Source organism: Aeromonas sp. CD (assembly GCF_033349375.1).
Classification (GTDB): domain Bacteria; phylum Pseudomonadota; class Gammaproteobacteria; order Enterobacterales; family Aeromonadaceae; genus Aeromonas; species Aeromonas hydrophila.
The window spans coordinates 3,760,470-3,776,694 of the sequence record NZ_CP137631.1 but is presented as its reverse complement, the minus strand read 5'-3'; the positions used below and the strand labels follow the sequence as shown (position 1 = coordinate 3,776,694).

Here is a 16,225-nt window from a genome sequence, read left to right as displayed (position 1 = left end):
AAGGGAGTTGCCGATGGGACATCGCAAGCCGTTTGTAGCCGCCAACTGGAAGTTACACGGTAGTAGGTCGCAGTTAGAGCAGTTTACCGGTCAATGTCTGAAGGGCATTGATGAACGAGTAGACGTGGTCTTGTGTCCATCCCATGTGCATCTCGACTTTACGGCCGCATTGCTCGGTGAGCAGCGGACAATGAAGTTGGGGGCTCAGAATGTGAGCCAGCACAGACAGGGCGCTTACACGGGGGAAATCTCGTGTCAGATGCTGGTCGAGGCAGGGTGTCGATACGTACTGGTAGGGCACTCCGAGCGTAGGCGTCTCTTTGGTGAGACCAGTTTTATCGTCGCAGAGAAGTTTGCGGCAGCCAGAGCGGCAGGTCTGATCCCCATTCTCTGTTTGGGTGAATCAGGGGCGGCAAGGCAGGCGAGAAGAACCTTCGAGGTGATCGCCGAAGAGCTGGACATCGTCATAGAGAAAAATGGCGCGATGGCTTTCGATAATGCTATCATCGCCTACGAGCCGATTTGGGCTGTAGGTACAGGTAAATGCGCCACACCCGAGCAGGCACAAGAGGTTCATTCCTTTATACGTGGTCGCTTGGCGGAGGATACTCCGGTCATAGGTGAGAAAGTCAGAATCATCTATGGTGGGAGCGTGACGCCGGCCAATGCGAGAGAGTTGTTTGCCCAGCCCGACGTTGACGGCGGCCTGATTGGTGGAGCAAGTCTCGATGACCAGACGTTTTTAGGAATTGTTGAAGCGGCAAAGGGTGCAAGTTAAATGTACGAGATTCTTTTGGTCGTTTATCTGCTGGTGTCACTGGCTCTGATTGGTCTGGTGATGATTCAGCAAGGTAAAGGGGCTGACATGGGCGCCTCCTTCGGCGCAGGGGCATCGAATACCGTATTCGGCTCCGGTGGTTCAGGCAGCTTCCTGACCCGCACAACAGCGATTTTGGCTACTCTGTTCTTCTTGATTAGCTTGGTGCTTGGCTCTATGTCCAGCAACAAGGTCAAACAGGGTAGTGAATGGGAAAATCTGCAACAAACCCAACAGGTTGAGCAGAGCAAAGCGCCAGTCAAGAAAGACACTGACGTTCCCGAGTAAGAGTTTTGCCGTGGTGGTGGAATTGGTAGACACGCTATCTTGAGGGGGTAGTGCTCTAGGGTGTGCGGGTTCGAGTCCCGCCCACGGCACCAATTAAGCAGTGAGCCCGGGTAACCGGGTGTATTATAGCCAGTCAGTCTTGTGTGACGAGGGTGAAGTGGCTATAATCTCGCACGATTTCGGACGCGGGGTGGAGCAGCATGGTAGCTCGTCGGGCTCATAACCCGAAGGTCGTCGGTTCAAATCCGGCCCCCGCAACCAAATTTCACGCATTTCCTACGCTCAGGAAGGCGGTCGCTGCGAGGCGACAATCAGGGTAAAGCGCCAAGCCCCGATTTGACATCGGGGCTTTTTGTTATGTGCAATTTACTCTGAACCAATTTCTATCTGGGCTTTATGCCCTTTTTTTGTTTTTTCGGAGGGTGACTTTGGCTACGTTGGAACAACGTTTGACCGATCTGCTCGAGGCTCCTGTCGTTGCCTTGGGCTTTGAACTGTGGGGTATTGAGTTTATCCGTGCGGGTAAACACTCCACCTTGCGCGTCTATATCGACGGCGAGCATGGCGTGAGCGTCGAGAACTGTGCTGAGGTCAGCCATCAGGTTGGCGCCATCATGGATGTCGAAGATCCCATCACCGAGGAGTATTACCTCGAGGTGTCTTCCCCGGGTCTGGATCGTCCCCTGTTCAAGGTTGCCCAGTTCGAAAAATACGTTGGCCAAGAGGCGGCGGTAACGCTTCGGATGGCAACAAACAACCGCCGCAAGTTCAAAGGCGTAATCAAAGCCGTGCAGGGCGACATGATCACCCTGACGGTAGATGGTAAGGACGAAGTGTTGGCTTTCACCAATATCCAAAAAGCGAACATAGTGCCGAACTTTGGTTAACGAGGCTATCGGATATGAATAAAGAGATTTTGCTGGTCGTTGACGCAGTTTCCAACGAGAAGGCGGTACCCCGCGAGAAGATTTTCCAGGCTCTGGAAACCGCGTTGGCGACAGCGACCAAGAAAAAATACGAAGGCGAGATTGAAGTTCGGGTCGAGATCGATCGCAAGACCGGTGACTACGACACTTATCGCCGCTGGGTGGTCATTGCAGATCAAGCTGCGATGGAAAACCCCTACGCCGAGATTACCCTGGAAGCTGCCCAGATCGAGCAGCCAGAAATCCAGATCGGTGAATACGTTGAAGATCAGATCGACTCTGTCACCTTCGACCGCATCACCACCCAGACTGCCAAGCAGGTCATCGTGCAGAAAGTGCGCGAAGCCGAGCGTTCCCAGGTCGTTGACCAGTTCAAGGACAAGGAAGGCACCATCATCAGCGGCGTGGTCAAGAAGAGCAACCGCGACAACGTGATCCTGGATCTGGGCAGCAACGCCGAAGCCGTGATCTTCCGCGACGACATGCTGCCGCGCGAGACCTTCCGCCCGGGTGACCGCATCCGTGGTCTGCTCTACGCCGTGCGTCCGGAAGCCCGTGGTTCCCAGCTGTTCGTCAGCCGTTCCAGCCCGGACTTCCTGAAAGAGCTGTTCCGCATCGAAGTACCGGAAATCGGTGAAGAGATGATCGAAATCATGGGCGCAGCCCGTGATCCGGGTTCCCGCGCCAAGATCGCGGTGAAGACCAACGATCGTCGTATCGACCCGATCGGTGCCTGTATCGGCATGCGTGGTGCACGCGTTCAGGCGGTCTCCGCCGAGCTGAGCGGCGAGCGCGCCGACATCGTGCTGTACGATGACAACCCGGCCCAGTACGTGATCAATGCTATGGCGCCTGCCGATGTGGCCTCCATCATCGTTGATGAAGACAACCACACCATGGACATCGCCGTGGAAGCCGCCAACCTGGCCCAGGCCATCGGTCGCAACGGTCAGAACGTGCGTCTGGCTTCCCAGCTGACCGGTTGGGAGCTGAACGTGATGACCGTCGAGGACATGCGTGCCAAGCACCAGGCCGAGAACGACCGCATCCTGACGCTGTTCACCAGCACTCTGGACATCGATGACGATTTCGCCAGCCTGTTGATGGAAGAGGGTTTCTCCACTCTGGAAGAGATCGCCTTCGTGCCGGTCAACGAGCTGCTGGCCATCGATGGCCTGGACGAAGACATGGTGGAAGAGCTGCGCAAACGCGCCAAAGATGCTCTGACCACCAAGGCTTTGGCCAAAGAAGAATCCTTTGAAGGTGTAGAGCCTTCCGAAGAACTGCTCAATCTGAACGGCCTTGGCCGTGAAATGGCGTACGCACTGGCCGCTCGCGGCATCGGTACCCTGGAAGATTTGGCAGAGCAAGGCATCGATGACCTTGCTGATATTGAAGGGCTGACGGCAGAGAAAGCCGGTGAGCTGATTATGGCTGCTCGTAATATCTGTTGGTTCGGAGAAGAGCAGTCTGAGTAAGATCAAACGGAGGAAAATGAATGGCAGAAGTATCAGTCAAACAACTTGCCACTGACATCGACACACCGGTTGATCGTCTTCTCCAGCAGTTTGTCGATGCCGGTATCAGCAAGAGCAAGGCCGACGACATGGTCAGCGAGTCTGAGAAACAGACACTGCTGGCCCATCTGAAGAAACAGCATGGAGGTGACGAGGTCGCCGCACCTGCCCGCATGACCTTGCAGCGCAAGACCAAGAGCACCATCAGTGTTCAGGGGACTGGCGGCAAGAACAAGGAAGTGCAGGTAGAAGTGCGCAAGTCTCGCACCTATGTAAGACGTTCGGCGCTGGAAGATGAACAGCGCCAGGCGGAAGCCGAGGAAACAGCGCGTTTGGAAGCAGAAGAAAAAGCTCGTCGCGAGGCCGAAGAGAAGGCCCGTCTCGACGCTGAAGAGAAGGCTCGCCGTGAGGCTGAGCAGGCTCGTCGTGAAGCTGAGGAAAAGGCGCGGATCGAGGCACAACAAAAGGCTCGACAGGCTCAACAGCCCGCCAAAGCAGCCGGTAGCACAGCTCAGCAAGAGGCAGAAAAGATGGCCAAGCGCGAAGCAGAAGAACTGAAGCGCCAACAAGAACAAGCAGCCTTGACCAAGGCTGAGGAACTCGCCGCGAAGAAAGCCGAAGAGGCTCGTGTCATGGCGGAACAGAACGCAGCCCGCTGGGCTGAAGAAGAAGCCGCTCGCGCCAAAGAGAGCAGCGATTACCATCTGACCACCAACAAGCACGCTCAGGCGGCTGAAGATGAGTTGGATCGTAAGGAAGAGACCAGCCGCCGCACTGCCGCTGCTGCCAAGGGCCCGAAAAAGGCCGGTCGTCGTGAAGACGATCGCGATGCGCGCAACCCGCGTGCTCGCAAGGGCAAGCGTGGCAAGGTTGCCACTCCGAACGCCATGAAGCACGGCTTCAACAAGCCGGCTGCCGCGGTGAACCGCGACGTGGTGATCGGCGAGACCATCACTGTGGCCGACCTGGCCAACAAGATGGCCGTCAAGGGCGTTGAAGTCATCAAGGTGATGATGAAGATGGGTGCCATGGCCACCATCAACCAGGTGATCGACCAGGAGACCGCTCAGCTGGTCGCCGAGGAGATGGGTCACAAGGTGGTGCTGCGTCGCGAGAACGAGCTGGAAGAGGCGGTACTGTCCGATCGTGACGAGACCTCCGAAGCCAAGCCGCGCGCGCCGGTCGTGACCATCATGGGTCACGTCGACCACGGCAAGACCTCGCTGCTGGACTACATCCGTAAAGCCAAGGTTGCCGCGGGCGAAGCCGGTGGTATTACCCAGCATATCGGTGCTTACCACGTCGAAACCGACAGTGGCATGATCACCTTCCTGGATACCCCGGGTCACGCGGCGTTTACCTCCATGCGTGCTCGTGGTGCCAAGGCGACCGATATCGTGGTGCTGGTCGTTGCTGCCGATGATGGCGTGATGCCGCAAACCATCGAAGCCATCCAGCACGCCAAGGCCGCTGAAGTGCCCTTGGTAGTGGCGGTCAACAAGATCGACAAACCGGAAGCGGATCCGGATCGCGTCAAGACCGAGCTGGCCCGTTACAACGTCATGTCAGAAGACTGGGGTGGCGATTGCCAGTTCGTCCATGTCTCCGCCAAATCCGGCCAGGGCATCGATGACCTGCTGGAAGCCATCCTGATCCAGTCCGAAGTACTGGAGCTGAAAGCGGTGGTTGACGGCATGGCCAACGGCGTCGTGATCGAGTCCTTCCTGGACAAGGGTCGTGGCCCGGTTGCTACCGTGCTGGTACAAGAAGGTACCCTGCGTCAGGGCGACATCGTGCTGTGCGGCCTGGAATATGGTCGTGTCCGTGCCATGCGCGACGAGCTGGGTCGCGAGATCAAGGAAGCGGGTCCGTCCCTGCCGGTGGAAATCCTCGGCCTGTCCGGCGTTCCCTCTGCCGGTGACGAAGCCACTGTCGTGCGTGACGAGAAGAAAGCCCGTGAAGTGGCGCTCTACCGTCAAGGCAAGTTCCGCGAAGTCAAGCTGGCTCGCCAGCAGAAGGCCAAGCTGGAAAACATGTTCGCTAACATGACCGAGGGCGAAGTGTCCGAAGTGAACGTGGTGATCAAGGCCGACGTACAGGGTTCCGTGGAAGCGATCTGCGATGCCCTGGTCAAGCTCTCCACCGACGAAGTGAAGGTGAAGATCGTGGGTTCCGGTGTGGGTGGTATCACCGAGACCGACGCTACCCTGGCTGCCGCGTCCAGCGCCATCCTGGTGGGCTTCAACGTCCGTGCCGATGCCTCTGCACGCAAGGTCATCGAGGCCGAGAGCCTGGATCTGCGTTACTACTCCGTCATCTATGACCTGATCGACGAAGTGAAGCAGGCCATGAGCGGCATGCTGGCCCCCGAGTACCGTCAGGAAATCATCGGTCTGGCCGAAGTGCGCAGCGTGTTCAAGTCACCGAAGTTTGGTGCCGTGGCCGGCTGTATGGTCACCGAAGGTGTGGTCAAGCGTTCCAACCGCATTCGCGTTCTGCGCGACAACGTGGTTATCTATGAAGGCGAGCTGGAATCCCTGCGTCGCTTCAAGGATGACGTCAACGAAGTCAAGAACGGCTACGAGTGTGGTATCGCGGTCAAGAACTACAACGACGTGCGCGAAGGCGACCAGATCGAAGTTTACGAGACCGTTGAAATTCAACGGACTCTGTAAGGCTGGAGTCAGATTAAATAGGGGGCCGCGGCCCCCTTTTATCGCAGGATAGAATATGGCCAGAGAATTTAGCCGGACCCGTCGGGTCGGACAGCAGATCCAGCGTGAAATCGCGCTCATTCTGCAGCGCGAGGTCAAGGATCCGCGCATCGGCATGGTGACCGTTTCCGATGTGGAAGTGTCCCGTGACCTCAATTACGCCAAGGTGTATGTCACCTTCTTGCAGCTGGAAAATGATGCCGAACGCATCAAGGAAGGGCTCAAGGCGCTGACGGAAGCCGCTGGCTACATCCGCAGCCTGCTGGGCAGCGCCATGCGTCTGCGGGTCGTGCCCGAGCTGCGTTTCTTCTACGACCAGACCCTGGTCGAGGGGATGCGTCTCTCCAACCTGGTGACCAACACCATCCGTGAAGACAAGCGTCGCATGGCCGAATCCGGTCGTGAAGAAGACGATGCCGCGCCGGATGAAACTACTGAGGATAACGCCTGAGATGTCTCGTAGACGTCGTTTCAAGGGCCGTGATGTGCACGGTATCCTGCTTCTGGACAAGCCGACCGGGTTGACCTCCAACGATGTGTTGCAGAAGGTCAAGCGGATCTACAACGCCGCCAAGGCCGGCCACACCGGCGCCCTGGACCCGCTGGCAACCGGCATGCTGCCGATCTGCCTCGGCGAAGCCACCAAGTTCTCCCAGTATCTGCTGGAAGCGGACAAGCGCTACGAGGTGACCGCCAAGCTGGGCGAGCGCACCAATACCAGCGACTCCGATGGCGAGGTGGTCTCCACCCGGCCGGTGAACGTGGCCGTGGGTACCCTGATCGAGTCGCTGGACCAGTTCCGCGGCCCCATCATGCAGGTGCCGTCCATGTACTCCGCCCTCAAGCACAACGGTCGCCCGCTCTACGAGTATGCCCGTGAAGGCATCGAGATCGAGCGGGAAGCCCGTCCCATCACGGTGTTCGAGCTCAAGCTCATCAGCTTTGAAGGGGACGAGGTCAAGCTGGAGGTGCACTGCAGCAAGGGCACCTACATCCGCTCCCTGGTGGACGACTTGGGGGAGGTGCTGGGCTGTGGCGCGCACGTCACCCAGTTGCGCCGTACCCAGGTGGCCAGCTATCCCTATGAGCGGATGCTGACCCTGGAACAGCTCGAGTGCATCTTCGAGCAGGCCAAGGCCGAAAGCATTCCGCCGCGCGAGCAGCTGGATCCGCTGCTGCTGCCGATGGACACCGCAGTGGCAAGCCTGCCCGAGGTGAACATGCTGGCCGCCGTGGCCGCCTATGTGAACCAGGGCCAGGCCGTGCAGGTCGCCGGAGCGCCGCAGAGCGGTCAGGTGCGCATGACGGTTGGTCCGGAGCGCGAGTTCATCGGCGTGGGCGAGATCGACGACGAGGGGCGCGTGGCGCCCAAGCGTCTGGTGCGTTATCACGACGAACACGACGAGGAGTGATCCTCAGGCGGTATCGACGCGTGTTGGCCGTTGTGGCTCTTTCCCGTTGCGAAAAGTGATGGGGACGATTATGATACCGCCCTCATTTCACGGCTGAATTAGAGATTGGCTGTGAACCTTTAAACACTCTACTGGAGTAATACCATGTCTCTAAATGCTGAGATCAAAGCTCAAATCGTTGCTGACAACGCTCGTTGTGCCAACGACACTGGCTCCCCCGAAGTGCAAGTTGCCCTGCTGACTGCCCAGATCAACCATCTGCAAGGTCACTTCAAGGAGCACTCCAAGGATCACCACGGTCGTCGCGGTCTGCTGCGCATGGTTTCCCAGCGTCGTAAGCTGCTGGACTACCTGAAGCGTAAAGACGTTCAGCGTTACGCTGCTCTGATCGCCAAGCTGGGTCTGCGTCGTTAATCGACCATCAGATTTTGCGAAAAAGGGGAACCTCCGGGTTCCCCTTTTTTATTGCGCGTCAGGCTGTTGCCGCCCTCACAGAATTTGTGTCGCTGCTTACCTTTTGCATCGAATCAAGTATACTTGCACGCGAATTTAAAGCGCCAAATTGTAAAAAGGAAATTCACGTGAATCCTATTGTAAAGTCATTCCAGTACGGTCAACACACCGTCACTCTGGAAACCGGAGTGATGGCCCGTCAAGCCACTGCGGCCGTCATGGTCAGCATGGACGATACCTGCGTATTTGTGACCGTAGTTGGCAAGAAAGAGGCCGATCACGGCCGTGATTTCTTCCCGCTGACCGTCAACTACCAGGAGCGTACCTATGCTGCTGGTCGTATCCCGGGTGGTTTCTTCCGTCGTGAAGGCCGTCCGAGCGAAGGCGAGACCCTGATCTCCCGTCTGATCGACCGTCCTATTCGTCCGCTGTTCCCGGAAGGCTTCCTCAATGAGGTTCAGGTGGTTGCCACCGTCATGTCCGTGAACCCGGCCGTTTCTCCCGACATCGTTGCCATGATCGGTGCCTCCGCGGCGCTGGCCATCTCCGGTATCCCGTTCGGCGGCCCGATCGGTGCAGCCCGCGTGGGTTACATGAACGGTCAGTACGTGCTGAACCCGACCACTACCGAACTGCCGCAGAGCGATCTGGACCTGGTAGTTGCCGGTACCGCCAACGCCGTGCTGATGGTTGAATCCGAAGCGGCCATCCTCTCCGAAGAGGTGATGCTGGGTGCCGTGGTATTCGGTCACGAGCAGATGCAGGCCGTTATCAACGCCATCAACGAATTCGCTGCCGACGTCGGCACCAAGCCGTGGAACTGGACTGCTCCTGCCGTCAACGAAGCGCTGAAAGCCAAGGTGGCCGAGCTGGCAACAGCCGAGCTGGGTGAAGCCTACCGCATCACCGAGAAGGCTGTACGTTACGAAACCATCGGTGCCATCAAGGCTCGCGTGGTTGAGCAAGTCATCGCTTCCGGCGTGGAAGAAGATGCCAAGAAGATCGGTGAAGAGTTCCACAGCCTGGAAAGCCGCATCGTCCGTGGCCGCGTCGTCCGTGGCGAGCCGCGCATCGATGGTCGCGATCCGGAAATGATCCGCGCCCTGTCCGTCGCCACCGGCGTACTGCCGCGTGCCCACGGCTCCGCCCTGTTCACCCGTGGTGAAACTCAGGCCATGGTCGTTGCCACCCTGGGTACCGAGCGTGACGCCCAGAACATCGACGAGCTGACCGGCAACCGCGCCGACCGCTTCATGCTGCACTACAACTTCCCGCCATACTGCGTCGGTGAAACCGGCATGATGGGTAGCCCGAAACGTCGTGAAATCGGTCACGGTCGTCTGGCCAAGCGCGGCGTTGCTGCCGTGATGCCGAGCGCCGACGAGTTCCCGTACGTGGTACGCGTGGTATCTGAAATCACCGAATCCAACGGCTCCTCCTCCATGGCCTCCGTCTGTGGTTCCTCCCTGGCGCTGATGGACGCCGGTGTGCCGATCAAGGCCTCCGTTGCCGGTATCGCCATGGGTCTGGTGAAGGAAGAAGAAGGTTTCGTCGTGCTGTCCGACATCCTGGGTGACGAAGATCACCTGGGCGACATGGACTTCAAGGTTGCCGGTACCACCGAAGGTGTGACCGCACTGCAGATGGACATCAAGATCGAAGGCATCACCAAAGAGATCATGGAGATTGCCCTGAAGCAAGCTCGTGGTGCTCGCCTGCACATCCTGAAAGTGATGGACGAAGCCATCCAGGCACCGCGTGCCCAGATCTCCGATTTCGCCCCGCGTATCCACACCATCAAGATCAATCCTGAGAAGATCAAGGACGTGATCGGCAAGGGTGGTTCCGTGATCCGTGCGCTGACCGAAGAGACCGGCACCAACATCGAGCTGGATGATGACGGTACTGTACGTATCTCCGCCGTGGCCAACGAAGCTGCCATGGAAGCGATCCGTCGTATCGAGGCCATCACCGCCGAGATCGAAGTGAACCGCATCTACGAAGGCAAGGTTGTGCGTCTGGCTGACTTCGGTGCCTTCGTCAACATCCTGCCGGGCAAAGATGGTCTGGTGCACATCTCCCAGATCACCGACGCGCGCGTGCAAAACGTGGCTGACCACCTGACCATCGGTGACGTGGTGAAGGTGAAGGTACTGGAAGTGGACCGTCAGGGCCGCGTGCGTCTCTCCATCAAGGAAGCGAACGCCTCGACCGAAGCCGCAGCCGAGCCGGCTGTTGCTGCCGTCGAAGAGCCGGCCGCCGAATAAGCCGCCGAGCCGTGAAAAAGCCGACCTCAGGGTCGGCTTTTTTTATATTTGCGGCTTGATGTTGTCTCTTTTGAGACCTCTTGTTATAACGAAAGGCTTCCCGCGCGACGGGCAACAAGGAGCAGTGTGATGTCGTGGGCCCTCCTCAGGCAGTTTCCTCCCCTGGTCTGGACCGTGATCCTGGGCACCTTCATGGTGCGCACCAGCTATTACATGGTTTGGCCGTTTCTCTCCATCTTGCTCTATCGGGAGTATGGTCTCTCGGCGACCGCCATCGGCGCCATGCTGGGGGCGACTGCGGCCATCTCCACCCTGGTCAGCTTCTATGGCGGCTGGCTGTCCGACAAGCTGGGGCGGCGCAACATCCTGCTGGCGGGTTGCCTGGTCTCCGTGCTCTGCTACGGCCTGCTCGGCTTCTCCCATTCGGTGCTGTGGCTCGGACTCGGGGTGCTCGGCAGCGGCCTCTCCTCCGGGCTCATCGATGCGCCCGGCAAGGCGCTGATGGCCGACAGCCTGGCTTCGGCCAAGGCCCGCGAGCTGGCGCTGCACCTGCGCTACTTCCTGCTCAACCTGGGGGCGGCTCTCGGTCCCCTGCTGGGGGTGACCCTTGGCATCAGTGCCCAGCAGCAGACCTTCCTGCTGCTCAGTGGCAGCTATCTGCTGCTGGGAGCTGCCTTCCTCTGGGGATTTGCGCAAAGCAGGGTAGTGGCGACCCGCGGCAGCGAGCTGGGCTTGCGTGCGGCCATCAAGGTGCTGTGGCTGGACCGTGGCTTCTTGCTGCTGGTACTGGCCAACCTGCTGATGAACCTGGTCTATTCCCAGTTCCACTCACCGCTGGTGCAATACCTGACTAGGGCCGGGACACCAGAGGTGGCGAGCCTCATCGCTCTTCTGGTGGCCACCAACGCCCTGACCGTGGTGCTGCTGCAGTTCCCCTTGCTGCACCTCCTGGCCCGCTGGCCGGGCAAGGTGCGCCTGCAGGTCGGCATCACCCTGTTTCTGGGGGCTCAGGTGCTGTTTGCGCTGGGGGATCCGCAGCAGTGGTCGCACTGGGTTGGGGCGGTACTGATGCTGAGCGTGGGGGAGACCATACTGTTTCCGCTGCTCAACGTGCTGATCGATCAGATGTCGCCCCCGCACCTGAAGGGGAGCTACTTCGGTGCCGGTGCGCTGGCCGGGCTGGGTGGCGCCATCGGCGCTCTACTGGGGGGCTGGATCCTTGCCGTGTGGGGCGGTCAGGCGCTCTATGTGCTGATGGCGGTGCTCTGCCTGTTTACTTTCCTGCTCTATGAGTGGGGCGCCCGCATTGCGCGCCCGGAACGGATTCGGGTCAGGCAGGATTGAACCTCAGTGGGTGCTCTTCTGGTTGACCTGCTTCATGGCCTTCTTGGCGGCATACATGCGCTCGTCGGCCAGCCGGATCAGGTTGTTGCCCTCGTCGAACTGGACCGGCCCGGTCTGCACCAGACCGATGCTGAGGGTGACGTCACTGATCTGCTCGGCCAGCGCGTTGGTCAGCCGCTGCAGGTAGACGTCTCTGGCCTGCTCCTCGTTGCAGTTGGGCAGGATCAGGCAGAACTCGTCCCCGCCGTAACGGAAACAGCAATCCTCCGCTCGTGAGACCTTGCGAATGCAGTCGCCGACGATGCGCAGGATCTCGTCTCCGCGCTGATGGCCCTGGCTGTCGTTGATCTGCTTGAAGTCATCGATGTCGAGATAGGCGATGACCACCGGCTCTGAGCGGCGCTGGCAGGTACGCAGGGTGCGGGTCAGGTTCTCCTGCAGGTGGCGCACGCTGAGCAGGCCGGTGAGGGCATCGATCCGGCTCATCTCCTCCAACTGCTGGGTGCGCTCGCGCACCTTCTCCTCCAGCGACTTGGCGTAGATCTCCGATTTCTCCTTGGAGGACTCGATCTCCGACACCAGGCTGCGGATATAGGTCTCGAACACCAAGGTGATGTCGAACAGGAACAGCTTGTCGAGGGCGGTCAGCATGGTGATGCGGTCCGGCTCATGGTCTATCTGGGTGAAGATATCCTCGATGAGCAGCCCCTTGAGGGTGTTGATGGCGGCCAGATAGAGCTTGGGTTCCACCCCGATCCGCTTGTGCACCAGCCCGATCCGCAGCCGGTTGTTGACGTATTCCAGGTCGTACAGGCCGCTGAACAGGTCGAGAATGTAGCGGCGCTGGGCGGCCCGCAGCCGGGTGAGGGTGTCGGCGTCGCCGATCAGCAGGGCAATTTCGGTGATCCCGGTCTGCAGGGTGTAAAACTTGTCGACCAGGGCGTCGATATGAGGCTCGATTTTGGGACGGTAGCTGGCGAGCAGGGCGAAATCCCGTTCATCCAGCAGCAACAGCTCCTTGCGATGAGCGATTTCGAACTCGGTGATCCGCATTTGTTCCAGCAGAGTCTGTTCGGTTGGATTCATGGCAGTTCCCTGAACGAAAATGAAAGCGCGCACGTTGTTATCTAACTGACAGTGTAGACATTAACAGCTGTGAACAGGTTTTCAAATGGCGCAGGATTATCGCAGATCAATGCCTGCGCCCGGTTCTCGCACTGCTAGAAGGTCAACACCTTGTCGGCCGCCAGTGTCCACTGGGCCAGCAGCGGCAGGGTGCCGATCTCGATCCCCTCGATGAGCGGGAGCGTCGTGATGCCACGGGCATCGGTACAGGTCTTGCAGAGGCGGATGCTGATCCCCTGAGCCAGCAGGATCTCCAGCATCTGGCGCAGGTTGTAGCCCTCGGCCGGAGCCTGGCCCGCCAGTGCGGCGCTGACCGCATCGGACATCAGAAACAGTTTCAGGTTGGCACCGCCCTGTTCGCGCAGGGCGATGGCCAGGCGCAGGGCATTGAACAGGGATTCGCTGCCATAGGGGGCGCCGTTGGCGATGATGACAATCTCTTGATTCATAACAGACTCCTTCATGAAAGTAGCCATTGTAGGCCCATCGGCACCCGGTTGGCGTGATGTCGCACAAACTCTGTCGTAGCGGTTTGCCCGCGCCTTGACCCGGCAGGCCGAGTACGGTCTGATAGGCGGCCATCAAACATGACAGGGGAACGAGGTCGTTATGTGGAAGGTTATCGGAATGAGCATGCTGCTGTTGGCCGGCCAGGCCTATGGCAGTGAGGCCGTTGGCTGCAAGGCGCGCCAGCAGGCCGTCAAGGATCAGCTGGTGTTTGCCAAGGCGCACGACAATGCGGATCAGGTCGCCGGGCTGGAGCGGGCCCTGCGCAATATCGAGACTCACTGTACCGACGCCGGCCTGTTCAAGGAGCAGCAGCAGCGGGTGGCCGAACTCAAGGAGCAGGTCAACGAACGGTTGGTCGAGCTGCAAAACGCCAGGGTGACGGGCAAGCCCGACAAGATCGCCAAGAAGCAGGCCAAGCTGGAAGAGGCCCAGACCAAACTGCTGGCCGCCCAGCGCGAGCTGGATGCCCTGAGCAAGCTGATCAAACCCTGACTCATTGATGAAAAAAGAAGCCGGCGCAGTCCGGCTTCTTTTTTGTCTCGTGTTTCCCTTCGGGCTGGCTCAGCCGCCGCGCCGACCCACCATGTCGGCCGGCACCACCCAGGTATCGAACTGCTGCGCCGTCAGGTGGCCGGAGGCGATGGCCGCCTCCCGCAGGCTGAACCCCTCATGGTGGGCCCGCTTGGCGATCTCTGCCGCCTTGTCATAGCCGATATGAGGGTTGAGCGCCGTCACCAGCATCAGGGAGCGGGCCAGCAGCTCGTCGATGCGGGGCTGGTTCGGGGTGATGCCGACGGCGCAGTGGTCGTGGAAGCTCTGCATGCCGTCCGCCAGCAGCCGCACGCTCTGCAAAAAGTTGTGGGCGATCATCGGCCTGAACACGTTGAGCTCGAAGTTGCCGCTGGCACCGCCGATGTTGATGGCGACGTCGTTGCCCATCACCTGGGCGCACAGCATGGTGAGCGCCTCGCACTGGGTCGGGTTGACCTTGCCGGGCATGATGGAGGAGCCGGGCTCGTTTTCCGGGATGAGCAGTTCCCCCAGCCCGCTGCGGGGGCCGCTCGCCAGCCAGCGCACGTCATTGGCGATCTTCATGAGGGAGGCGGCCAGCGTCTTGAGGGCGCCGTGGCCATGCACCAGGGCATCGCTCGCCGCCAGCGCCTCGAACTTGTTGGGGGCGCTTATCAGCGGCAGACCGGTCTGCTCGGCCAGGGTGGCGGCCACCGCCTCGGCGAAGCCGGGCGGGGTGTTGAGGCCGGTGCCGACGGCAGTGCCCCCTAGCGCCAGCTCGCACAGATGGGGCAGGGCGGCCCGGATATGGCGCTCCCCCTGCTGGAGCTGGGCGACCCAGCCGGAGAACTCCTGCCCCAGGGTGAGCGGGGTGGCATCCTGCAGATGGGTGCGGCCGATTTTGACGATGTCGTCGAAGGCCGCCGCCTTGCCGGCCAGGGTGGCACTCAGGGTGGCCAGGGCGGGCAGCAGGTGCTGGGTGATGGCCGTGACGGCCGCCAGGTTCATGGCGCTCGGGAAGACGTCATTGCTCGACTGGCTCTTGTTCACCTCGTCGTTGGGGTGCACCAGCCTCCCCTCGCCACGGGTGCCGCCGAGCAGCTCGCTGGCCCGGTTGGCCAGCACCTCGTTGAGGTTCATGTTGGTCTGGGTGCCGGAGCCGGTCTGCCATACCCGCAGCGGGAACTCCTCATCATGCTGGCCGCACAGGATCTCGTCGGCGGCGCTCATGATGGCCTGCGCCGTGCGGGCGGGCAGCAGCCCGTTGGCGTGGTTGACCCGGGCACAGGCCGACTTGATGCGGGCCAGGGCGTGGATCAGCGCCGTCGGCTGGCGCTCGCCGGAGATGTCGAAGTGCTGCAGGGAGCGCTGGGTCTGGGCTCCCCACAGCCGATCGGCCGGCACGGCGATCGCGCCGAAGCTGTCGTGTTCAGTCCTGTTCTTCATCTCATCCTCCCTTCATTGCAAAAAAGGGGCGACATCCTGCGCCCCTGTGGGTTCTCAACCGGTCAGTGCCATTCAGCCGCGCGGGCGAAACGGCGTCAGCTCGGCCAGCGGCGCAGCCGTGCTGAACTCCTGAGTGGTTTCGGCGTGCTTGAAGATTTTGAAGCCTTCGCCGCGGGCGCTCCAGTATTCGATGTGCTCGCCACTTATCTGGAGCAGACTTGCCTCGCGCAGAGCCACCACGTGTTCGCTCGGGTTGATGGCGCAGAACTCGGCCAGGCGCTCGTCGCGGGTCTCCCCCATGTGGCCACTGATGCTGGCATCCAGATAGTGGGGGTTGATCTGCAGCGGGAACAGCCCCAGCGCAGGCAGCACGGCGGCGCTGCAGACCGGCATGTCGTTGGTGGTGCGGATGCTGGGGGTGGCCACGTTGCAACCGGCGCTCCAGCCCACATAGGGCACGCCCCGCTCGCGCACGGCGCGCTGGATGGGCACCACCAGGCCGTTCTCGTGCAGCAGCTGGTTGAGGCGCCAGGTGTTGCCGCCGCTGATGAAGATGGCGTCGGCATGGTTGATCGCGTCCACCGGGTCATCGAACTGATGGATGCTGATGGCCTCCACCCCCAGGCTCTCGCTGAGCTCCAGGGCGCGGGCATCCCAGTCGCTGCGGATCACCGCGTAGGGGATGAGCAGGATGCGCTTGACCTGTTTGCGGGCGAGCAGGGTCTGCACCCGATCCCGGGCCCAGCCGAGCAGGCCCGGGCATTCGGTGGCTTTGCCGTTGCTGAGAAGAAGCAGTTCCATGAAGCGTATCCTCGATAAGTGAAAGCGCGAAGAGGTCACCGGCCCCAGGCCGGGTGACGGAAGCCCCCATTCTAGCCCGATTGCTGCTCGGGTTC

15 protein-coding genes and 2 tRNA genes are annotated in these 16,225 nt (G+C 60.3%); 13 read left to right on the top strand and 4 right to left on the bottom strand.

The genetic code is table 11. From position 1 onward, the window contains the following. Positions 1-13: 13 nt before the first annotated feature. The 12 genes from tpiA (at position 14) to R2E40_RS17360 (ending at position 11,738) form a co-directional block, all read left to right on the top strand. On the top strand, positions 14-778 hold the full coding sequence (gene tpiA / locus R2E40_RS17415; RefSeq protein WP_106553195.1) for a triose-phosphate isomerase: 765 nt from the start codon (positions 14-16) through the stop codon (positions 776-778). Continuing rightward, complete coding sequence (secG, locus tag R2E40_RS17410) at positions 779-1,105, top strand: preprotein translocase subunit SecG (RefSeq protein ID WP_010633113.1); 327 nt, start codon at positions 779-781, stop codon at positions 1,103-1,105. 7 nt (positions 1,106-1,112) lie between these two features. Continuing rightward, a tRNA-Leu gene (locus R2E40_RS17405) sits at positions 1,113-1,197 on the top strand. A 92-nt stretch (positions 1,198-1,289) separates the two neighbouring features. Next, positions 1,290-1,366, top strand: a tRNA-Met gene (locus R2E40_RS17400). Between the two features lie 167 nt (positions 1,367-1,533). Then, entirely contained in the window at positions 1,534-1,992 is a 459-nt protein-coding gene (gene rimP, locus R2E40_RS17395) for a ribosome maturation factor RimP (protein ID WP_016351719.1), read from the top strand. Between the two features lie 14 nt (positions 1,993-2,006). Continuing rightward, positions 2,007-3,509 carry a transcription termination factor NusA gene (nusA, locus tag R2E40_RS17390; RefSeq protein ID WP_011707075.1) on the top strand — a complete coding sequence of 501 codons (1,503 nt, stop codon included), beginning with the start codon at positions 2,007-2,009 and terminating at the stop codon, positions 3,507-3,509. A gap of 20 nt (positions 3,510-3,529) precedes the next feature. Then, the gene (gene infB / locus R2E40_RS17385; protein ID WP_016351718.1) at positions 3,530-6,223 is read left to right on the top strand and encodes a translation initiation factor IF-2; all 2,694 of its coding nucleotides are present in this window, start codon (positions 3,530-3,532) and stop codon (positions 6,221-6,223) included. Positions 6,224-6,278: 55 nt separating this feature from the next. Next, on the top strand, positions 6,279-6,713 hold the full coding sequence (gene rbfA, locus R2E40_RS17380; RefSeq protein ID WP_011707073.1) for a 30S ribosome-binding factor RbfA: 435 nt from the start codon (positions 6,279-6,281) through the stop codon (positions 6,711-6,713). Between the two features lies 1 nt (position 6,714). After that, entirely contained in the window at positions 6,715-7,674 is a 960-nt protein-coding gene (truB, locus tag R2E40_RS17375) for a tRNA pseudouridine(55) synthase TruB (protein ID WP_016351717.1), read from the top strand. A 144-nt stretch (positions 7,675-7,818) separates the two neighbouring features. Further along, positions 7,819-8,088, top strand: a complete 270-nt coding sequence (rpsO, locus tag R2E40_RS17370) for a 30S ribosomal protein S15 (protein WP_005298162.1) — start codon at positions 7,819-7,821, stop codon at positions 8,086-8,088. Positions 8,089-8,255: 167 nt separating this feature from the next. Continuing rightward, entirely contained in the window at positions 8,256-10,394 is a 2,139-nt protein-coding gene (gene pnp, locus R2E40_RS17365) for a polyribonucleotide nucleotidyltransferase (RefSeq protein WP_201885504.1), read from the top strand. A 48-nt stretch (positions 10,395-10,442) separates the two neighbouring features. Continuing rightward, entirely contained in the window at positions 10,443-11,738 is a 1,296-nt protein-coding gene (locus R2E40_RS17360) for an MFS transporter (RefSeq protein ID WP_318164004.1), read from the top strand. Positions 11,739-11,741: 3 nt separating this feature from the next. Here the strand turns inward: R2E40_RS17360 and R2E40_RS17355 are convergent, their stop codons facing one another. Both R2E40_RS17355 and R2E40_RS17350 read right to left on the bottom strand, forming a co-directional pair. Beyond that, positions 11,742-12,824: a protoglobin domain-containing protein gene (locus tag R2E40_RS17355; protein WP_318164003.1), complete on the bottom strand. Its 1,083-nt coding sequence runs from the start codon at positions 12,822-12,824 to the stop codon at positions 11,742-11,744. 134 nt (positions 12,825-12,958) lie between these two features. Continuing rightward, the gene (locus tag R2E40_RS17350; protein WP_029304279.1) at positions 12,959-13,312 is read right to left on the bottom strand and encodes a DsrE/DsrF/TusD sulfur relay family protein; all 354 of its coding nucleotides are present in this window, start codon (positions 13,310-13,312) and stop codon (positions 12,959-12,961) included. Positions 13,313-13,490: 178 nt separating this feature from the next. Between R2E40_RS17350 and R2E40_RS17345 the strand changes: the two genes are divergently transcribed. Further along, the gene (locus tag R2E40_RS17345) at positions 13,491-13,865 is read left to right on the top strand and encodes a DUF1090 domain-containing protein (protein WP_076360417.1); all 375 of its coding nucleotides are present in this window, start codon (positions 13,491-13,493) and stop codon (positions 13,863-13,865) included. A 69-nt stretch (positions 13,866-13,934) separates the two neighbouring features. Here the strand turns inward: R2E40_RS17345 and fumC are convergent, their stop codons facing one another. Together fumC and pepE are read right to left on the bottom strand one after the other, a co-directional pair. Beyond that, the gene (fumC, locus tag R2E40_RS17340; RefSeq protein WP_318164002.1) at positions 13,935-15,329 is read right to left on the bottom strand and encodes a class II fumarate hydratase; all 1,395 of its coding nucleotides are present in this window, start codon (positions 15,327-15,329) and stop codon (positions 13,935-13,937) included. Between the two features lie 72 nt (positions 15,330-15,401). Then, the gene (pepE, locus tag R2E40_RS17335; RefSeq protein WP_011707065.1) at positions 15,402-16,130 is read right to left on the bottom strand and encodes a dipeptidase PepE; all 729 of its coding nucleotides are present in this window, start codon (positions 16,128-16,130) and stop codon (positions 15,402-15,404) included. Between the last annotated feature and the right edge of the window lie 95 nt (positions 16,131-16,225).

What these genes read in the sequence shown, in the direction of transcription:
- secG (WP_010633113.1), top strand. Translation starts at nt 779, where the DNA reads ATGTACGAGATTCTTTTGGTCGTTTATCTGCTGGTGTCACTGGCTCTG.
- R2E40_RS17345 (WP_076360417.1), top strand. Translation starts at nt 13,491, where the DNA reads ATGAGCATGCTGCTGTTGGCCGGCCAGGCCTATGGCAGTGAGGCCGTT.
- tpiA (WP_106553195.1), top strand. Translation starts at nt 14, where the DNA reads ATGGGACATCGCAAGCCGTTTGTAGCCGCCAACTGGAAGTTACACGGT.
- fumC (WP_318164002.1), bottom strand. Translation starts at nt 15,329, where the DNA reads ATGAAGAACAGGACTGAACACGACAGCTTCGGCGCGATCGCCGTGCCG.
- rpsO (WP_005298162.1), top strand. Translation starts at nt 7,819, where the DNA reads ATGTCTCTAAATGCTGAGATCAAAGCTCAAATCGTTGCTGACAACGCT.
- pepE (WP_011707065.1), bottom strand. Translation starts at nt 16,130, where the DNA reads ATGGAACTGCTTCTTCTCAGCAACGGCAAAGCCACCGAATGCCCGGGC.
- infB (WP_016351718.1), top strand. Translation starts at nt 3,530, where the DNA reads ATGGCAGAAGTATCAGTCAAACAACTTGCCACTGACATCGACACACCG.
- rbfA (WP_011707073.1), top strand. Translation starts at nt 6,279, where the DNA reads ATGGCCAGAGAATTTAGCCGGACCCGTCGGGTCGGACAGCAGATCCAG.
- R2E40_RS17355 (WP_318164003.1), bottom strand. Translation starts at nt 12,824, where the DNA reads ATGAATCCAACCGAACAGACTCTGCTGGAACAAATGCGGATCACCGAG.
- nusA (WP_011707075.1), top strand. Translation starts at nt 2,007, where the DNA reads ATGAATAAAGAGATTTTGCTGGTCGTTGACGCAGTTTCCAACGAGAAG.
- truB (WP_016351717.1), top strand. Translation starts at nt 6,715, where the DNA reads ATGTCTCGTAGACGTCGTTTCAAGGGCCGTGATGTGCACGGTATCCTG.
- R2E40_RS17350 (WP_029304279.1), bottom strand. Translation starts at nt 13,312, where the DNA reads ATGAATCAAGAGATTGTCATCATCGCCAACGGCGCCCCCTATGGCAGC.